The sequence below is a fragment of the Frondihabitans sp. PAMC 28766 genome, assembly GCF_001577365.1.
Taxonomy (GTDB): Bacteria; Actinomycetota; Actinomycetes; order Actinomycetales; family Microbacteriaceae; genus Frondihabitans.
This window is the reverse complement of sequence record NZ_CP014513.1, coordinates 3,657,032-3,674,886: the sequence shown is the minus strand read 5'-3', so window position 1 is coordinate 3,674,886 and position 17,855 is coordinate 3,657,032. Positions and strand designations below refer to the sequence as shown.

At 66.8% G+C, this 17,855-nt stretch carries 19 protein-coding genes; 10 read left to right on the top strand and 9 right to left on the bottom strand.

What is annotated here, in order from left to right; genetic code table 11:
- Positions 1-10: 10 nt before the first annotated feature.
- The 6 genes from AX769_RS17615 to AX769_RS17590 all read right to left on the bottom strand — a co-directional run bounded on the left by AX769_RS17615 (position 11) and on the right by AX769_RS17590 (position 6,611).
- The gene (locus AX769_RS17615) at positions 11-1,840 is read right to left on the bottom strand and encodes a spherulation-specific family 4 protein (protein ID WP_066281918.1); all 1,830 of its coding nucleotides are present in this window, start codon (positions 1,838-1,840) and stop codon (positions 11-13) included.
- Between the two features lie 92 nt (positions 1,841-1,932).
- Entirely contained in the window at positions 1,933-2,790 is an 858-nt protein-coding gene (locus AX769_RS17610; protein ID WP_066281914.1) for a class II fructose-bisphosphate aldolase, read from the bottom strand.
- On the bottom strand, positions 2,787-3,704 hold the full coding sequence (locus tag AX769_RS17605; RefSeq protein ID WP_066281913.1) for a 1-phosphofructokinase family hexose kinase: 918 nt from the start codon (positions 3,702-3,704) through the stop codon (positions 2,787-2,789). The genes AX769_RS17610 and AX769_RS17605 overlap by 4 nt, the downstream gene beginning before the upstream one ends.
- Positions 3,701-4,843 carry an N-acetylglucosamine-6-phosphate deacetylase gene (locus tag AX769_RS17600; RefSeq protein ID WP_066281912.1) on the bottom strand — a complete coding sequence of 381 codons (1,143 nt, stop codon included), beginning with the start codon at positions 4,841-4,843 and terminating at the stop codon, positions 3,701-3,703. Before AX769_RS17600 ends, AX769_RS17605 begins: the two co-directional genes overlap by 4 nt.
- Positions 4,840-5,733, bottom strand: coding sequence for an ROK family protein (locus AX769_RS17595; protein WP_066281911.1), 894 nt, complete (start codon positions 5,731-5,733; stop codon positions 4,840-4,842). Before AX769_RS17595 ends, AX769_RS17600 begins: the two co-directional genes overlap by 4 nt.
- Complete coding sequence (locus tag AX769_RS17590) at positions 5,733-6,611, bottom strand: SIS domain-containing protein (protein ID WP_066283942.1); 879 nt, start codon at positions 6,609-6,611, stop codon at positions 5,733-5,735. Before AX769_RS17590 ends, AX769_RS17595 begins: the two co-directional genes overlap by 1 nt.
- A 200-nt stretch (positions 6,612-6,811) precedes the next feature.
- Here AX769_RS17590 and AX769_RS17585 point away from each other — a divergent pair, with 200 nt between their 5' ends.
- The 5 genes from AX769_RS17585 (at position 6,812) to AX769_RS17565 (ending at position 12,153) form a co-directional block, all read left to right on the top strand.
- A complete protein-coding gene (locus AX769_RS17585) occupies positions 6,812-7,561 on the top strand; it encodes a DeoR/GlpR family DNA-binding transcription regulator (RefSeq protein WP_239451842.1) in 750 nt (249 codons plus the stop codon).
- A gap of 174 nt (positions 7,562-7,735) precedes the next feature.
- The gene (locus AX769_RS17580; RefSeq protein WP_066281909.1) at positions 7,736-8,923 is read left to right on the top strand and encodes a Gfo/Idh/MocA family protein; all 1,188 of its coding nucleotides are present in this window, start codon (positions 7,736-7,738) and stop codon (positions 8,921-8,923) included.
- A 48-nt stretch (positions 8,924-8,971) separates the two neighbouring features.
- The gene (locus AX769_RS17575) at positions 8,972-10,294 is read left to right on the top strand and encodes a sugar ABC transporter substrate-binding protein (RefSeq protein WP_066281906.1); all 1,323 of its coding nucleotides are present in this window, start codon (positions 8,972-8,974) and stop codon (positions 10,292-10,294) included.
- A 106-nt stretch (positions 10,295-10,400) separates the two neighbouring features.
- On the top strand, positions 10,401-11,285 hold the full coding sequence (locus tag AX769_RS17570; protein WP_239451841.1) for a carbohydrate ABC transporter permease: 885 nt from the start codon (positions 10,401-10,403) through the stop codon (positions 11,283-11,285).
- Entirely contained in the window at positions 11,278-12,153 is an 876-nt protein-coding gene (locus AX769_RS17565; RefSeq protein ID WP_066281904.1) for a carbohydrate ABC transporter permease, read from the top strand. The genes AX769_RS17570 and AX769_RS17565 overlap by 8 nt, the downstream gene beginning before the upstream one ends.
- An 86-nt stretch (positions 12,154-12,239) precedes the next feature.
- Here the strand turns inward: AX769_RS17565 and AX769_RS17560 are convergent, their stop codons facing one another.
- Together AX769_RS17560 and AX769_RS17555 are read right to left on the bottom strand one after the other, a co-directional pair.
- Positions 12,240-13,124, bottom strand: coding sequence for an amidohydrolase family protein (locus AX769_RS17560; RefSeq protein WP_157887707.1), 885 nt, complete (start codon positions 13,122-13,124; stop codon positions 12,240-12,242).
- A gap of 88 nt (positions 13,125-13,212) precedes the next feature.
- On the bottom strand, positions 13,213-14,142 hold the full coding sequence (locus AX769_RS17555; RefSeq protein WP_066281903.1) for a chlorophyllase: 930 nt from the start codon (positions 14,140-14,142) through the stop codon (positions 13,213-13,215).
- Between the two features lie 84 nt (positions 14,143-14,226).
- On the opposite strand from AX769_RS17555, the gene AX769_RS17550 reads away from it, so the two are divergent.
- Complete coding sequence (locus AX769_RS17550) at positions 14,227-14,703, top strand: MarR family winged helix-turn-helix transcriptional regulator (RefSeq protein ID WP_066281898.1); 477 nt, start codon at positions 14,227-14,229, stop codon at positions 14,701-14,703.
- 75 nt (positions 14,704-14,778) lie between these two features.
- Here the strand turns inward: AX769_RS17550 and AX769_RS17545 are convergent, their stop codons facing one another.
- On the bottom strand, positions 14,779-15,240 hold the full coding sequence (locus AX769_RS17545) for an Lrp/AsnC family transcriptional regulator (RefSeq protein WP_066281896.1): 462 nt from the start codon (positions 15,238-15,240) through the stop codon (positions 14,779-14,781).
- Positions 15,241-15,284: 44 nt separating this feature from the next.
- Between AX769_RS17545 and AX769_RS17540 the strand changes: the two genes are divergently transcribed.
- From AX769_RS17540 to AX769_RS17525, 4 genes are all read left to right on the top strand, one after another.
- On the top strand, positions 15,285-15,587 hold the full coding sequence (locus AX769_RS17540; RefSeq protein ID WP_066281894.1) for a hypothetical protein: 303 nt from the start codon (positions 15,285-15,287) through the stop codon (positions 15,585-15,587).
- A gap of 221 nt (positions 15,588-15,808) precedes the next feature.
- Entirely contained in the window at positions 15,809-16,576 is a 768-nt protein-coding gene (locus AX769_RS17535; protein WP_066281893.1) for an SDR family NAD(P)-dependent oxidoreductase, read from the top strand.
- Positions 16,577-16,588: 12 nt separating this feature from the next.
- On the top strand, positions 16,589-17,461 hold the full coding sequence (locus AX769_RS17530) for a hypothetical protein (RefSeq protein WP_066281890.1): 873 nt from the start codon (positions 16,589-16,591) through the stop codon (positions 17,459-17,461).
- Positions 17,458-17,766, top strand: coding sequence for a hypothetical protein (locus tag AX769_RS17525; RefSeq protein WP_066281888.1), 309 nt, complete (start codon positions 17,458-17,460; stop codon positions 17,764-17,766). The genes AX769_RS17530 and AX769_RS17525 overlap by 4 nt, the downstream gene beginning before the upstream one ends.
- The last annotated feature ends 89 nt before the right edge of the window (positions 17,767-17,855 follow it).

Here is a 17,855-nt window from a genome sequence, read left to right as displayed (position 1 = left end):
GAGGGTCTGGTTACAGTGACGCCGTGAGAGGACCAGCCAGGTATTCGGTGGAGTTGCCCGAGCCGTCGAAGACGACGTTCAGAGCGGTCGGAGCGGTCGTGAAGGCGCTCGTCGGCACGTCCCACTCGTAGAGGCCCCCGGCACTCGACGTCAGAGGGCCACTGGAAAGGGCCACCGGAGTCCAATCCCACGCGTTCGTGTCGTTCGTGTTGCGGTAGAGGGCCCCGTTTTCGATCAGGTAGTCGGCGCCGATCCCGTCGACCTGGTAGCCGGTGCCGGCGTTCTGGTCCGTGTCGATGAACACGTTCTGGAAGTTGTAGGCGAGGTTGTACTGGGCCTGGAAGTGCGCGTTCGTCGACGTGAGCGCGGCCGCTGCCCCCGTGATGGGAGTCGGCGACGGGGTGGTCACCGTGACGCCGTTCGATGCCGCGGACGTCGTGCCCGAGTCACCGTGGGCGACGACCGAGAAGGTGTAGGAGGTTCCCGGAGTGAGCTCGCCGAGGTGCACCGACGTGATGTCACCCTGGAGAGACAGCTGAACCGCACCGTTGACGGAGACGTCGTATGACGCGATCGTGTCGTTTCTCGACGTCGAGGCGCCCCAGGCCAGCTGGGTGCCGTTGGCCGACAGATTCGACGAAGTCAGGGTCGAGGGGGCGCTGGGCGTCGCACCCCAGGCTGAGTCCGTCGTCACCGACAGCGCCGGGCTGCTGGCCGAGAGCACACCGTCGTAACCGCGCGCCCGAACCGTGTAGCTGTAGGTGGTCGACGGCGAAAGCCCGTTGTCGGTCCACTGGGTCGCTGACGGCGTGGCGTTGCCGATCTCGCCGACGTCGGTGCCGTCGCGATAGACCTCGTAGCCCGCGACGGAAGGCGATCCCGAGGCCCAGCTGAGGTCGACGCCGGTCGAGTAGGGCGTGTTCGCCGTCGGCTTCGCCGGTGTGGCCGGAACGGTCGTCGCCGTTGCCGCCGTTGCGGCCAGCTCCTGTGCCCAGAGCGTGCCTGTCGGCGCCGTGTCGTACGGGTTCGGCAGGGTGTCGGGCGTGGCGTAGATGTAGCCGGAGTTGTCGATCTTCGACTGGTTCATGACGGCCGTCAGGTTGGTCTGGTCGACGCCGTAGACGATGTTCCAGAACTTGTCGGGGTCGGCGTTGAGTTGCCAGGTCTCAGGGGCCTCAGCCGCGGTCGGGTTCAGGTAGTCGGTGGCCGAACCCTCGAATGACACGATGATGTCGGCCGCCTGCGCGTAGCAGGACGGCACCGAGATTCCGGGGTTGACGACGGTGAGCGAGCCGGGGTGGTTCGTGTGGATGTACTGGTTCAGGTGGGCGTAGAGGTCGGCGTAGGTGTTGCTTCCGGCGGTCGGGCCGCAAGTGTTCATGCCGTCATCCATGAAGATGCCGTCGATGTTCGAGCCGTAGTAGGAATACCAGCGGTTGATGTCCTGCTCGGCTTGGACCGTCCAGGAGGTGGAGTCCGTGTCGCCGAGGACAGTCTGGCGCGCGGGGGTCGACGCGCCGAAGTAGCCGCTGTCGACGTAGCCGAGAACTTTCTCGCCGTGGGCGTGAGCCGCGGCGATGGTGCTCTGCCACGTCGAATCGACCACACTTCCCGGGCCGTTGGCGACGTTGACGACGACGAAGCCGAGTTGAGAGCTCGAAGAATTGATGCTGTTCCACGACGTCGTGTCGCTCGGCGGGATGTAGGCGGGAACCGCGACGTGCTGGGCGAGGTCGGGAACGGTCGTGGCCTGGGCCGCCGAGGCGCCCAGAGTGGATCCGGCCGCAATGAGGGCGGTGAGGCCGATCGCTGCTGCGAGTCGGCGAGGGAGGGACGACATGGGGCTCCTTCAACGTGATCGTGAACGTGACGACCTTTGTCGTCATGTTGCGATCAGTATGATCAGAAATGACGTCTTAAACAACCATTGAGTCAAAAATGAGCAACCACGGCCGTCGGGCTGAGCAGCTGAAGCAGTCGGGCTGTCTCATCGGCAAACGCCGCACGAGCCTCGCGAACGTAGACGCGAGGGTCCACGACATCGCCCCGCAGGGTCAATGTCTGGCGGACCGACTCCGTGAACAGGCCGTTGAGGTGCGTCGAGATGTTGACCTTGGTCAGGCCGCTCCTCACGGCTCCACGAAGTTCGTCGTCCGACAGGCCGGACGAGCCGTGAAGGACGAGCGGCACCGGGACGGCCTCTCGCAGCCGTTCGACGAGTGGTCTGTCGACGGTGGCCACGCGGTCGGTCATGGCGTGGGAGGTGCCCACCGCGACAGCGAGTGCGTCGATGCCGGTCAGAAGTGTGAAGCTTCTCGCCTCGTCGGGGTCGGTGCGGGCTCCCGGCGCGTGGACGCCGTCCTTGCCTCCGATCTCACCGAGCTCGGCCTCGACGGCGATGCCGCTGGCATGGCACAGCTCGACGATCGCCGCCGTCGCAGCGATGTTGTCGGAATACGCGAGGCGTGACCCGTCGTACATCACGCTGTCGACGCCCAAATCGATGCCCTCGCGGATCAGGTCGGTGTCTTCGATGTGGTCGAGATGCACGAAGACGGGGACGGTCGCCGCCTGTGCGAGAGCGAGTGATGCGAGGACGATGGGTGCCAGACTCCCGTGGTAGCGGACGCAGTTCTCGCTGATCTGCAGGATGACGGGCAGCCGGACTCGTTCGGCGGCGGTGACGATCGCCTCGGCGTGCTCGAGGAGGACGACGTTGAAGGCGCCGACGGCGCCGCCTTGCGCTCGTGCGTCGCGAAGGATTTCAGGCAGGGGCGGGTGGGGTGTCATGTTTTCGCTCCGGACAGCTCTAGGTGTGCGATGAACTTCGGGTAGGCGTCGAGATCGATGTCGCCGGCGGTGGGGCGCAGGACGGCTGCGGCGCCGAGCGCGCTGGCGAGTCGCAGGAGATCGACCGTGGCGATGCCGTCGACGAAGCCGACGGCCGTTCCTGCGGTGGCTGCGTCGCCGGCGCCGGTCGGATTGCCTGCAACTCCCGGCACTGCCTCGACGGTGGTCACTTCGGTGGTGGAGTATGCGGTGAGGCCGTCAGCGCCGCGAGAAACGATGACCAACCCGGCTCCGAGATCGAGCAGAACGTGGGCTGCCACTGACTCGTCGTCGTTGCCCGTGGCCTCCCGAAGCTCCGCCGCGTTGGGCTTGACGATGTCAGCCCCTGCTCGCGCCGCTGCGAGGAGCGGCGGCCCGGAGACGTCGACCAGGATCGGAACGCCACGGGCGTGGGCGTCAGCCACCCATTCGGCCACGAGCTCGGAGTCGGCTGTCGCGGGAAGCGACCCCGAGACCACGACGAGGTCTGCGGCCGGCAGATGTTCGCGGACGAGGCCCCTGTAGTCCTCCCACTCTGTGGGCGAAATGGTCGGTCCTGGTTCGGCGAAGACGGTCGGATGCTGGTCGGCATCGACGACGGTCACGGTTGTCCTCGTCGGGGCGGAGATGAGGGACGACGTGTTCGCGATCCCGGAAGCCTCGAGCTCTGACTCGATCCACCGTCCGCCGTCGCCGCCGAGCGGCGACAGCGCAAGGGTCTCTCGCCCGAGGAGGTGCAGCACCCGCGCCACATTCAGGCCCTTTCCGCCGGGTCGCTTCGCGACGTCGAGGACGCGCTGAGTCTCGCCGATCAGTTGATGGCCGACCGTGTACGTGACATCCACGGCCGGGTTCGGAGTGAGTACCAGAATCACAGCCAGAGCCCCCTCTTCATCACCGCGACGGCCGACCCATCCGGCTGCTGAGGCAGGAGGACGGCGTCGGCGGCGGCGCCGACCGCGAAGCCCCGAGCTTCCCTTCCGAGCATGCGGGCGGCCGATTCGCTCGAGAGCCGCACGGCCTCCTGAATCGTCACCCGTGTCTCGCGCAGCACATGGTGGAGGGCATCCAGGATCGTGATCGTGCTCCCCGCCAGAGAGGAGCCGTCGGTGAGCGTGGCAACGCCTCCACTCACTGTCACTTCCGAGCCGGCGATCTCGTAGGGGCCGTCCGCGCATCCTGTGGCCGCCATGGCGTCCGAGACGAGAACCGCCCGCCCGGCGGCCGATTCGAGGGCGAGGCGCAGGATCGGCTCGGCGAGGTGGTGTCCGTCGGCGATGAGTTCGAGCACGGCCCGCCGGTCCGTCAATCCGATGCCGACTGGCCCCGGGCGTCGATGGTGGAGCGGGGGCATGCCATTGAAGAGGTGCGTCATGAGTGTTGCTCCCCGATCCAGGGCGCGCGAGGCCGTCTCCGCATCGCAATCGGTGTGACCGATGGCGACGATGACGCCGTTGGCCACGAGGTGGGTGATGAGCCCGAGGGCACCTGGCAACTCGGGTGCGAGGGTGACGACGGAAATGGCACCGTCTGCTTCTTCCAGGAGGGCGTCCATCTCGGATCGATCAGGCGGGCGCAGAAGGTCGGCGGCATGAGCACCTCTCCGTCTACTCGAAAGGAACGGGCCCTCGAGATGGATCCCGGCGATCTCCTCACGCTTCACGAGGGGAACCAGGCGACCGACGGCGTCGAGCGTGTCAGCGGGAGTGCCCGTGGCGACCGATGCGATCAGCGTCGTGGTGCCTCGTGCCCGATGATGCTGCGTGGCAGTCATCGCATCTTCCGTCGGCGCTCGGGCGAAGTCGGCGCTCAGGGCGCCGTGGCAGTGAAGGTCGACGAATCCGGGGAGGAGGATCCCCTGGATGCGTTCCGCGTTCTCGCCGACGGGGAGCCCGGCACCCCGAGCGACGATGACGCCGTGCCGGATCTCCAGCCAGCCAGGGCTCCAGTCGATTGTCCCGTCGACGATCCGGTCCGCCGCGACGATGCGGCGAGAAGGTGCGCTGTCGGTCATCGGTCGATGTGCTCGAGAAGGTCCTGAGCCAATAACACGGCTCCGGCTGCGGCCGCACCATCGCGGTGGAGGGCTGGCAGGAGCTTCGGGCTCGATCCGCCGGAAAGACGGATGCGGAGGGCCTCGGTCAGGGGCTCGAAGAGAAGAGGGCCCGATTCGGCAAGCCCGCCGCCGAGGACGACGGTGGTGCAGCCGCTGCGGCGAACGATCGACGCGACGGCATCGGCGAGGACCTCGATGCACTCGCCCCACACCGCTGCTGCGCGCGCGTCGCCGGTGCGCACGAGTTCCGCAGCGGCTTGCGCGTTCGGGGCGCCTACGCGTCGAGCGACGGCGGACGCGGATGCGATCTCTTCGACTCGTGACCCGGCGTGCGGCCCGACCTCGATGAGGACCTGTCCGTCTTCGCCCGGCCATTCCTGGCCGGACACGAGAATGCCGTCGACGACGAGGGCGCTGGCCAGGCCGGTTCCGACGGGGACGAAGGCTGTCGTTCCGGTCAACCCGGCGGCTGCTCCCGACCGGCTCTCGGCGAGGGCTCCCGCCCGGACATCCTGTCCGAATGCGATGGCCAGGGGTGACCCGGCTTTCGCCAGATGGTCTCGCACGATGTCACGAAGAGGAAGATCGTGCCAGCCGATGTTGACGGAGAGGACTGCCTCGCCTCGAGCGTCGTCGACGATGCCCGGGACGACGAGACCGATGGCCTCGATCTCACCGCAGCTCCTCGCGGCCTCGGAGGCGATTTCGGCGACGAGCTGTCCCAGTGCGCACCCGTCCGCGTCCTGCTGAGGCGTTGGGTCCCGTCGTTCCCAACGGATGACATCCCCGGAGACGACCCGTGATTTGACGCTGGTGCCACCGACATCGATGCCGAGGACGGCGGACATCAGCTGAGGATCACCGAGCGGGTGAGGGATCGTGGGTTGTCGGGGTCGAGACCACGGGCGAGGGCGAGGGCTACGGCGAAGCGATGGACGACGACGAGACCGGCGAGAGGGTCGAGGTCGTGTTCGACGAAGACCGCGCCGGTGAGGGCTACTTCTTCGGCGAGACCACGAGGCGACGGCCCCAGCGACCAGACGAGGCGACCCGGCTGTGCGATGGCGATGGGGCCGTGTCGGTAGTCCATCGCAGGATACGACTCCGCCCAGAATTGGGCGGCTTCACGTGTCTTGAGCGCTGCCTCGTAGGTCAGCCCGATCGCGGAGCCCCGCCCGATGAACGTGACCTGCTCGGCTGCGAGGAGGTCATCGATCGGAAGGCCGAGGGCAATCTCGGCCTGCTCGGCCAGGGCGTCGACGTCGTGACCGAGGTGCGCCCTCAAGAACGCGAGCGTCGTCGTTGCGAAGCGCGTCTGCACGACGGATCGCTCGTCGGCGAAAGGCAGCGCGATGGTGCTCTGGGCGACTGCCGCGGCGGGGCTGTCGGCGACGGCGGTGATGAGCGTGGTCGTCGAGCCGTTGAGCTCTTCGAGCAGCTGAACGATCTCTGTCGTCGTGCCCGACCGCGAGATCGTGATGACGCGGTCGTAGTCGCGGCCGCGGGGGAACTCCGACCCGGCGAAGGCGTCGGTGACGCCGAGGCCGGCTGACTCGCGAGCGACGGCATAACTCATTGCGATGAACCAGCTGGTGCCGCAACCGACCACGGCCACACGTTCACCGGCCTGCGGCAGTGAGTCGAGGAAGGTGGGGACGAGCCGAGCGGCCGCGCGCCAGGTCTCCGGCTGCGAGGCCAGCTCGCTGGCAACAAAGGTGTCGGACATGAAGGCCTTTCGGGTGATCCTCGATCGAACTGATCGATGCTCGAAAGTGTAGACGATCAATTATGACCAATGTCAAGAAATTCGTGCAAAATCAATCATGACTTGTGGGAGAGACACGACTCTAGGATGGCCAGAGTCAATTCCTGAGTGAAAGGCCGATGATGACGCCCCAGCAAAGACTGAACGCTCTCCTCGAACTCGTGAGCGAACGGGGCAACGTGTCGATCTCCGAGATCAGCAAGAGCCTCGACATCTCGCCCGCGACAGCGAGGAGGGACCTGACGACGCTGGCGGAACAGCGACTGGTCACGCGCACTCACGGTGGGGTGGCCGCGCTCGGGACGGGTTACGAGCTTCCTCTTCAGTACAAGATCGCCCGGCAGGCTGACGCGAAGATCGCGATTGCTCGAGCGGCGGCCGGTCTGGTCATGCCTGGCGACTCCGTGGGGCTCAATGGAGGCACCACGACGACAGAGGTGGCTCGCGAGCTGGGCAAGAGCGAGCGATTCATTCGTTCGGATGGTGACTACGGCGTGACGATCGTGACCAACGCCTTGAACATCGGCTACGAGCTCTCCGTCCGCCCGCACGTGAAGATCGTCGTGACCGGCGGGGTCGCTCGCCGGCAGTCGTACGAGCTCGTCGGCGCCGTCGTCGCCACGACCCTGGCGGAGTTCGCCGTCGACGTCGTGATCCTCGGTGTCGACGGCCTGAGTGGACGTTATGGCGCCACGACGATGCACGAGGGGGAGGCGGAGGTGAGCCGTCGGTTCGCCGAGGTCGGGCGGAAAGTCATCGTCGTCGCCGACTCCACGAAAATGGATCGGATGACCTTTGCGCGCATCTGCCCCCTGGAGAGGATCGACGTCCTGGTCACCGATGTCGCCGTCCCGCCGGCCCTGCAGGCCGATCTCGAATCGGCCGGCGTCGAAATCGTCATCGCTGCGTGAACTCGCCTGATCTCCGTGACGGAGGCGCCGCGTCGGTGACGTGGCGCCTTTTTATTTCGATCGTGTAAAACACTCGCCCGACCCTTTCGGCGACGACCTTGTCGTGATCTATTGTGCATTCATGATCGTTTTGGCAAGCTACTCGTCAAGTTCACGCAAGGAGGCGAGAAGGAAATGACAATCAGTCAGGAGCGCACGCTGCGGGTCGGCGTCGTCGGCTATGGCCAGCGCGCTGTCATCGCCCGTCACGTCGCCAGCAGTGGAGTGGACGCCTCTGTGGTGGCGATCGCCGAGCCATCTGTCGCCGGAGTCGAGCGAGCTCGCCTCGACTGGAGCGGCGCGGTCGACCTCTACGAAAGCCACCAGCAGATGATCGCCGAGGCGCGTCTCGACGCCGTCATCGTCACCAGCCCGGACTGGACTCACGCCGACATCGCCATCGACTTCCTGCACGCCGGCGTGGCCGTCTACCTCGAGAAGCCGCTCGCGACGACCCTGGAAGACGCCGACCGCATCCTTGCGGCGGCCGTGTCCACCAGGACGCCCCTCTACGTCGGCCACAACTTCCGCCACGCCGCAGTCGTCCGGCTCATGAACGAGATCGTCCGGCGCGGTGAGATCGGCGAGGTGAAGGCCGTCTGGTGCCGTCACTTCGTCGGAAACGGCGCCGACTACTACTTCAAGGATTGGCACGCCGACCGGGCCAAGGTCAACTCGCTGCTCCTCCAGAAGGCCAGCCACGACCTGGACGTCATCCACCTGCTCGCCTCCGGCTACACCTCGCGCGTCGTCGGCATGGGGAACCTCGCGGTCTACGGCGACATCGACGATCGCCGCGATCGCTCGGGCGAGGTCATGTCGGACTGGTTCTCGTTCGACAACTGGCCGCCCCGGTCGCAGACCGGGCTCAATCCCGTCGTCGATGTCGAGGACGTCTCGATGGTCATGATGACGCTCGACAACGGGGTGCAGGCCAGCTACGAGCAGTGCCACTTCAGCCCCGACTACTGGCGCAACTACACCGTCATCGGAACGGAAGGGCGTCTCGAGAACTTCGGCGACACCGCCGGCGGTGTCGTCAAGGTCTGGAACCACCGACGCGACTGGGCTGACACCGGCGACCGCGAATACACGATCGGCGGTGTCGCCACCGGCCATGAAGACGCCGACCACCTGACCATGACCGAGTTCCTGCGCCATCTCGCCTTCGGTGAACCGACCGCTCTCTCGCCCTTGGCGGCTCGTCAGGCCGTCGCCGCCGGCGACCTGGCCACTCGCTCGCTGCGGAGCGGATCCCAACCCTTCGACGTCCCCGGCCTGCCGGAAGACGTCCTCGCCTACTTCACCTCTCTCCAGCACTAATCCACCTTCGCGACACCGTCCGGTGCGCGTTCCCGAAAGGACACAGCAATGTCGGTCTTCCCCCAGCAGTCCCGACGCCAGAGGACTCGTCTCCTCCTCGGCGTCGCCGCCGCGGTCGCCGCAGTCACGGCCCTCGCCGGCTGCAGCGCCTCCGCGGGCGGCTCCACCACGAGCTCGTCCTACACGGCTCCGTCCAAGAGCACCAAGGCCAATCTCACCTACGCGGTCTGGGACCAGACGCAGGTCAAGGCCATCGATGCCAACCTCGTCGGCTTCAACAAGGAGTACCCGAACATCAAGGTCACGGTGAACGTGACACCCTTCGCCGACTACTGGACCAAGCTGCAGACCCAGGCGTCGAGCAACTCGCTGCCCGACCTGTTCTGGATGAACGGCCCCAACTTCCAGCTCTACGCATCCAACGGCAAGCTCGCCCCGATCACGAGCGAGGTCAAGGCCGGCGCCATCACGCCGAGCAACTACTCCTCGGCTCTCGATGACCTGTACACCTACAAAGGAACCGAATACGGTGTGCCGAAAGACTTCGACACCATCGGCATGTGGGTGAACACGGCCCTCTTCAAGGAGGCCGGCGTGGCGCTGCCCACCAAGAACTGGACCTGGGCGGAGTTCAGCCAGAAGGCCAACGCGATCTCGACGGCGCTCAAGTCCAAGGGCATCTACGGCATCACTGCGGGCATGGACGGGCAGACGACCTACTACCCGACGATCTTCCAGGCCGGCGGCAGTGTCGTCTCGGCGAACGGCAAATCGTCCGGCTACGGATCAGCCGCCACCGCGAACGGCATCGACTTCTGGACGAACCTCATCAAATCCGGCGCATCGCCCAACACGAAGCAGCTCACCGACACCACCGGCGACCAGTGGTTCACGTCCGGCAAGTCCGCGATGTACCAGGGCGGCTCGTGGGCGCGGTCGGAGCTCGGCGCCTCACCCGTCGCGAAATCCCTCGCCGTGTATCCGCTGCCCACGGGGAAAGTCGCAGCGAACGTCATCCACGGCGTCTCCAACGTCGTCGCTGCCAAGGGCAAGAACGTGGCTGCCGCCCAGGCGCTCCAGGTCTATCTCGCCGGCAAGGCTGCCCAGACGCAGCAGGGCGACCTCGGAGCAGTGATTCCCGCCTACAAGGGAGCCCAGACCGCTTTCGCCAAATCCATGCCCGGCGTCGATCTCCAGGTCTTCCTCAACGAGGTCGCCATCGCGAAACCTCTTCCCGTCTCGAAGAACACCGCGGCCTGGAACACGCTCGAGACCAACGACCTGCCCGGCATCTTCGACGGGACGTCGCCTCTCAAGCCGACCCTCAAGTCGCTGTCCACTCAAATGACCGCCGCACTCGCCAAGGAGTGACACGCCTCGTATGTCCGTGAAAATTGACGATCGTCAGAGCTCAGCCCCGGCCCGCATCGCGCTCTCCGCGCGATCGGGCCGGGGCACCCCCCGAGGGATTCCGCCGGTGAAGCGCCGAAAGCGGTTCGACGGGTGGTGGCCGGTGCTGTTCGTGGCGCCGCTGCTCGCGGGCGTGCTGCTGTTCTACATCTGGCCGATCCTGCAGACCTTCTACTTCTCGTTCACCACGTGGGGAGTCTTCGGAGGAGCGACCTGGAGCGGGTTCGCCAACTACGTCCAGCTGATCACGGACCCGCAGCTCTACGTCTCCCTGCTCAACACCGTCATCTACACGGCCGTCGTCCTGCTCGGGGTGCCGATCGCCGTCTGGCTCGCGAACCTCGTGAACACTCCCGGTCTCCGGTTCGCGCAGCTCTACCGCGTCCTCTTCTTCCTGCCGTACGTCGCCATGCCCGCCGCCATCTCGCTCGTCTGGCGGATCATCTTCAACGGCGACTTCGGCATCCTGAACTACTTCATCGGGCTCGTCGGCATCAAGGGGCCCTACTGGATCAGCTCGCCGGGCTTCGCCCTCGCGGCCGTCTCGATCGTGGGTCTCTGGTCGTCCCTGGGCTTCTCGATGATCATCCTCGGGGCCGGTCTCAAAGACATCCCGCCCGAACTGCACGAGGCGGCCGAACTCGACGGCGCCAGCCCGGCCCGACGATTCCGGTCGATCACGGTGCCGCTGCTCACGCCGAGCATCTTCTTCGTGGTCATCGTCACGACCATCTCGAGCTTCCAGCTGTTCGATCTCTTGTACGCCATGCTCGGCGCGAAGAACCCGGTCATGCCCAAGACCATGTCGCTGGTCTTCTACTTCTACCAGTCGGGATTCATCGACAACGACAAGGGCTTCGCGGCCGCCATCGCCATGTTCATCTTCGTGCTGATCGGCATCATCACCCTGTTCCAGTTCCGCTTCCAACGCAGGTGGGTCTCCAATGACTAGTTCGACGCTCAAGACGCGCCCGTCGCGCCCCGCCCGGTCCCGCTCCGGTGCTCGACGCAACGGGTCGCACGCCTACATCCACGTCGTCCTCGGCGTCGGCGGCTTCATCATGGCGTTCCCTTTTCTGTGGCAGATCATCATGTCGCTGTCGACGAACGCCGAGGTCCAGAGCGTCACGCCGACCTTCTGGCCCGCCCACCTCCAGTGGGGCAACTACGTGGCGGTCTTCGAGCGGTTGCCGTTCTTCGACGAGCTGCGCACCTCCATCGAGGTCACGGTCATCCGCACCCTGGCGCAGATCGTGCTGTGCACCATGGCCGGCTACGCGTTCGCCCGGATGCGATTCGTCGGCAAAGGGCCCATCCTCGCGATCGTCCTGTCGATCCTGCTCGTCCCCTCGCAGGTGTACCTGATCTCGCAGTATCAGATCGTGCAGGGATTCGGCTGGCTGGACACCGTTTTCGGGCTGGTCGCGCCGGGGCTCTTCAGCGCCTTCGGCACGTTCCTCATGCGAACCGCCTTTCTCCGGATGCCTGCGGAGCTCGAAGAAGCGGCCCGCATCGACGGAGCCAACCCGTTCCAAATCTTCTGGCGGATCATGCTGCCCCTCGCCCGCCCCTCGATCAGCGTCCTCGCGATCACGACGGTGCTCTGGTCGTGGAACGAGCTGCTGTGGCCCCTCGTCGTGTCGACCGACTCGTCGAAGATGCCCCTGGCCGCGGGGCTGGCGACCATCGCAGGAGACGTCACGATCAACTACCCCGTGCTGATGGCTGCCAGCCTGATGGCGATGGCCCCGATCCTCATCGTCTTCATCGTGCTCCAACGCCGAGTGATCGACGGGCTCGCTTCTTCCGGTCTGAAATAGCTGAGCCGTCGCTCCGGCGCAGGGCCGCAAAAGTCCTACCAGCATCGCCCGGGCACGAACGACCTTCGGACGCCCTCCGTTCGATCTCACCGGATGATCCGGCTGACGAGGCGTTCCCAGTTGTCGGAGGCGATCTGCCGGCGGTCGGTGTCAGTGAGGGCTGCGGTGTCCAAGAAGTCTCGGGCGGCGAAGTCGGTGGCGCTGTTGAAGGGGTAGTCGGTGGCGTGCATGATCCGGTCGGCTCCGATGACTTCGATGGCCCAGTTCAGATACCGGTGGGAGGCGATCCCGCCCGGGGTGATGTGGACGTTGTTCTGGAAGTACTCCACGAGGGGCCGCTGAAGCTTCGCTGCACCGGTCAGAAGCTGGATGCGGTCGAGGAAGAACAGCACCATCTCGCCCCAGTGCCCGATGATCACCTGCAGGCCGGGAAAGCGGTCGAAGACGCCGGCGATGATCATCCGCAGCACCGCGATGCCGGTCTGGTAGTGCCAGCCGGGCGCCCCGGTGCCGAGCAGCCCGAAGCCGTCGTAGTACGCGTCGAAGGCGCCGGACGCGGGCAGGCTGGGATGAAGGTAGATCGGCACTCGGTGCGCCTCGGCCGCGGCGAAGATATCCCAGTACTTCGGCAGGTCGTGAAACTCGTCGCCTGACAGCGTGTGCAGCAGGATCCCGTCGAGTCCGAGCTTCGAGACGGCCCGCTCGACCTCTGCAGCAGCAGCCGCAGGGTCCGGGGTGGCGAGTGTCGCAAATCCGCGAAACCGGTCGGGATGCTGCCGTACGGCCTGAGCGATGACGTCGTTCGTCGGGCCCTGCAGGGCGACGGCCTCGTCGACGGGGAGGTTCTGCAGCCCGGGCGAGGTCAACGACAGGACCGCCAGGTCGACGCCGGCGATGTCCATGTCGCGAAGGCGTTCGTGGCCGAGGTCCAGCAGCGGCCCGGCGACGTTGCCGCTGACCGTCCAGCGCATGACGGGTTCATCGAGTGTCGGGTCATTCTTGCGCCATGCGGCGAACACGTCGGGGTGGCCATGTGCTCCTCGAGGGCTACGACCCGCGTCACTTCTTCGACTCCAGGCGCGCGGTCTCGGATCCTGCCCCACCGAGCGTCTCGCGGAAGCCGTTCCAGGCGCTCTCGTCGATGCCGAGCGCGTGGCGAAGGAACGCGGCGGCGACGGATCGGAGCAGGATGACACGCTCCGGGTTCTCGTCGGTGGTCTCCTTGACGTCGTAGCCCGGAACGCCGCCCAGGGAGTGCTCACCGCCGATCAGGGTGAGCAGATGCTTCTCGCCGGGGCTGTCGGAGTACGGGTCGGCTGACCAGTCGGGGCCGCGAGTGCTCAGGGGCGAGTCGTCCCGGTCGCCGAGCACGACGAGCGCGGGCGCCTCCATGTGGTCGAAAGTCGGTCTCATGAAAGGGAAGTGCTCGGCGGCGAGCGGGGACAGGTCGGCTCCGCGACCGGCCGTCGCCAGCAGAACACCGGCCTTCACGCGTGGGTCGCGGAGGTCGTCGAGGGCAGAGGTCTCGGGGTCGAGGACTCGCAGGCCCAGCAGGATCCCGGTCGTCTGGCCACCGAAAGAATGCCCGGCCGCCGCGATCCTGCTCCGGTCGACTCGCTCGGGCAGACCCGGGATCGCCTCGAGGGCCTCGTCGAGCTGGTCGAGGGTACGGCTCGCGTCGGCAGCGCGCTGCCGCCAGATGCCCGCGCGGCGCCCGTCGTCGTCAGCCAGGCCGATGCTGCGGGAGTCGAGGTAGGTCGGCTGGAGGACGACGAAGCCGTGCGACGCCCAGTAGTCGGTGAGGGGGCCGTAGCCGGAGAGCGATTCTCCGAACCCGTGAGAGAACAGGATCACCGGCAGACCGGCTCCTGATACGGGTGCCGACAAGCGCAGCGTGAGGTCGACGCCTCGCCCGGGTGAGGCGAGGGTGATGGGTTTCACGGAGACGATGGGGTCATCCTCGGCGGTCAGGTGAGTCGTGAGTGTCATGCGTGTTCCTTCCGGTCATCTACTTGCAGAAGCAACCATATGTCGAGGTACTTGTGGGTGCAAGTTCTTTGGTAGAGTGACCAGATGGCACAGCGCATGCACGGGCTCGACCAATCGCAGTCCGACCTGTGGGTGGCCCTGACCGTCTTCTCGCAGCTCTTCACACCCGCCATGGACGCCCGTCTCCGCGAGGTCGGGCTGACCCTGTTCGAGTACGGTGCGCTGATGTCGCTGTCCGACGCCCCGGATCGTGCGCTGCGGATCACCGAAATGGCAACCCGGACCTATGCTCCGGTGCCGCGCATGTCGAAGGTCGTCGGGCGACTGGAAGAACGTGGACTCGTCGCCCGTGGAGCGTCCTCTGCCGACGGTCGGGCAGCCCTGATGACTCTCACGCCGGCAGGACGGCGCGTCCTGCTCGAGGCAGCCGGCATACAGGCGACCGCGGCGCACGATCTCGTCATCGACAGGATCACGGCCGACAGTGCCAGAACCCTGTCCTCGATCCTCAGCCCGCTCGTCGCCGGCCTCGACCCCGCAGGCCCCCTCTCGAACAGGTGAACAGACCCCTAGTCCAGAGGTCAGAGGGTCGGAGCGCGCTCTCAGCGACGCCATCGGCTCGGGCGGGTGAGGGCGTCATGGAATGAGGACGTCGCCCCGATCGATCCGCGAGGTCGCTCTCTTGAGCACCGCGATGGTCGGGACGACTTCGATGTCGCGGATGCCGTCGATCCGGGCGAGCTCGGTGGTGATGAAGCGGAAGATGTCTTCGTGCCGTGCGCACTCGATGAACACGACAAGGTTTCTCGTGCCTGAGACCGCCGCGGCGAACGCGACCTCGGGAAACGCGGCGAGTGCCCGGCCGGACGCCTCGAGTCGATCGGGTGTCGCCGACATCCAGATCTGGGCGGCGACCTTGTTTTCGAGGATGTGGGGGGCGATGTCCACGTCGAGAACGGCGATGCCGCTCGAGAGGAGTCGGGTGACCCGGCGTGTGACGACGGGTTGAGGGAGCCCTGTCGTCCGGGCGAGGTCGGCGTAGCTGGCTCGGCCGTCGATCTGCAGGCCGTGGAGCAGAGACCAGTCGGAGCGGCTCACGGTTCGCGAATCGCTGCTGGCCGAGAGGTTCGGCGCGGGCTCCGGTGCCAGCCGGCTGGTTCAACGAGGGTTACCGGAACGACGACGACCCGCCCCAGCGTCCCCTGAGCTTCCTCGACGCCCGCGCGCTCACGCAGCGGATGTACGACGCCGGGCAGTTGCTCTGCGGCACCGCCGAACAGGTCCACGACCAGCTTGCCGGGACGGCGAGCCTCTACGGCGAAGGCGACCTCGACTGGCTCATCTCGGAGTCGTGGACCCAGTCCATGCCATTCCCGGATTGGGACGCCGTCCAGCGCTACCAGCTCGAAACATACGCCCAGCAGGTCATGCCGGCCTTCCGGTGACCACCCGGCCCGGCGGACGAATGCGAGTGTTCGTCCGCCTCACCGCAGAGGGTTTCTCGACGGTATTTCGCACTGGGCGCCGCCTCTCCGTGTCAATGTCACACGTTCTCGAGGTGCAGGCGACTGTGACTGCGACGCGACACACGATATAACTGGCAGGACGAGACGGCAGCACTCTGCCCGAGCGGCGAGCAGCCACAACACGAGAGACGAGGGCGTCGATGCCTGTTCTGGAGAAGTTCGACATGACGGGGCGCACGTCGGTCGTCACCGGGTCCACGCGAGGGCTCGGTCGCGCCTTCGCCACGGCGCTCGCCGAGGCAGGATCGAACGTCGTGATCGTCGGCCGGGACGCAGCGGCTGCCGCCTCGGTGCAGGCCGAGCTCGAGGCGCTGGGCGTCGGCGTCCTGACCGTGCTTGCCGACGTGACGAAGCGCCCCGACGTCGAGCGGCTTCTGAGCGCGGCGGTCGAACGGTTCGGGCGAGTCGATGTGCTTGTCAACAACGCGGGCACCTGCATCCACAAGCCGGCCCTCGACGTCACCGACGACGAGTGGCGCGACGTGATGAGCGTCAACCTCGACGGCCTCTGGATCGCCAGTCAGGTGTTCGGGCGGCACATGGTCGAACGGGGCGGCGGGTCGATCGTCAACGTGGGTTCGATGTCGGCGTCCATCGTGAACCGGCCGCAGTGGCAGCCCGCCTACAACGCGTCGAAGGCGGCCGTGCACCATCTCACGCGCAGTCTCGCCGCCGAGTGGGCGCCGTCGCACGTGCGGGTGAACGCCATCGCCCCGGGCTACATGCACACCGACATGGCGCCGATCGACGACCCGCAGTTCTACCGCCACTGGATCGAGGATGCCCCGCAGCAGCGCGCCGGCGAACCCGACGAGCTGGGCCCGGCGATGGTCTTCCTTGCCAGCGACGCCTCCAGCTTCATGACCGGCTCCGTGCTCACCATCGACGGCGGCTACACCGTCTACTAGAGGGGCGAACGGGTGATCTTTCTGAGCTGGGTGGTCTTCGCCGTCGGCGTGTTCCTCCTGGTCGTGACCTGGGTGAGCGTCATCGGGTCGCTGATCGTGCCGCGATCCTTCTCCAGTGCGCTGACGCGCACGACGGCGTCGATGACACGGATGATGTTCCGGGCGGCGACCATGGGGTCGATGCCGTACGTGCGCCGCGACAGGATCCTCGCATGGCAGTCGCCGATGACGATCTTCGTGCGCCTGCTGGTGTGGATGGTGCTGCTCGACGTGTCGTTCACGCTGATGCTCGTGCCGTTCGTCGGCGCCGACGGCTGGCGGGCGGCGAGCGAGGCCGGGTCGGCGATGTTCACCCTCGGCTATGCGGCGCCCAGCAGCGTGGGCAACTCGGTGCTGGTGTACGCCGCCGCCTACACGGGCCTCGTCGTCATCGCGCTTCAGGTGGGATACCTGCCCACTCTCTACGCCGCGTTCAACAAGCGCGAGCGGGCGGTGACGCTCCTGGTCTCGCGAGTCGGCTCGCCGTCGTGGGGCCCCGAGCTGCTGGCCCGCACCCGGTTCGGCATGGCCGCGCAAGACAGCACCGACGAGCTCAGCGACCTCTACCGCGACTGGGAGCGCTGGTCGGCCGAGGTCGCCGAGTCGCACAGTTCGTACCTGTCGCTGCTGTGGTTCCGGTCGCCGGCCCCCTACTCGAACTGGCTGATCTCTCTCGTCAGCGTGATGGACGCGGCGGCCCTCCAGCTCGCCCTCAGCCCGAGCACGGCCCCGGGGATGCGCGCGCGACTGTGCCTTCGGATGGGGTTCACCTGTCTCAACCAGATCGCGCGAGCCGCGGGCATCCCGCACGACGACGATCCTGACCCCGACTCGCCCTCGACGTGACCTACGCGGACTTCGAGGTCGCGGTCGAGCACCTGAAGCAGGTCGACTACCCGATCGAGGTGGCCAGCGAGCAGGCCTGGCCGCACTTCCGCGGGTGGCGGGTCAACTACGAGCAGGTCGCCTACGCGCTCGCCTACGCCATCGACGCGCCGCCTGCGTTGTGGAGCGGCGATCGCCGCTTCCCGTCCGAGCCGATGCCGCCGTCGCGCCCGAGCAACCGCACGGCCTCCGGCGTCACGGCCGACGACCCGCAGATGCTGCGGCGCGGCCGCGGTCACTCGCGAGGCGGCCGCGAGCAGCGCTGAACGCCGGCGTCCGTCCCCGTGGGCGCGCGCCTCGCCGCCGCGATAGGTTCCAGGGGACGAGCCCGGCACCCGAAGCCGGGCGACGAGGA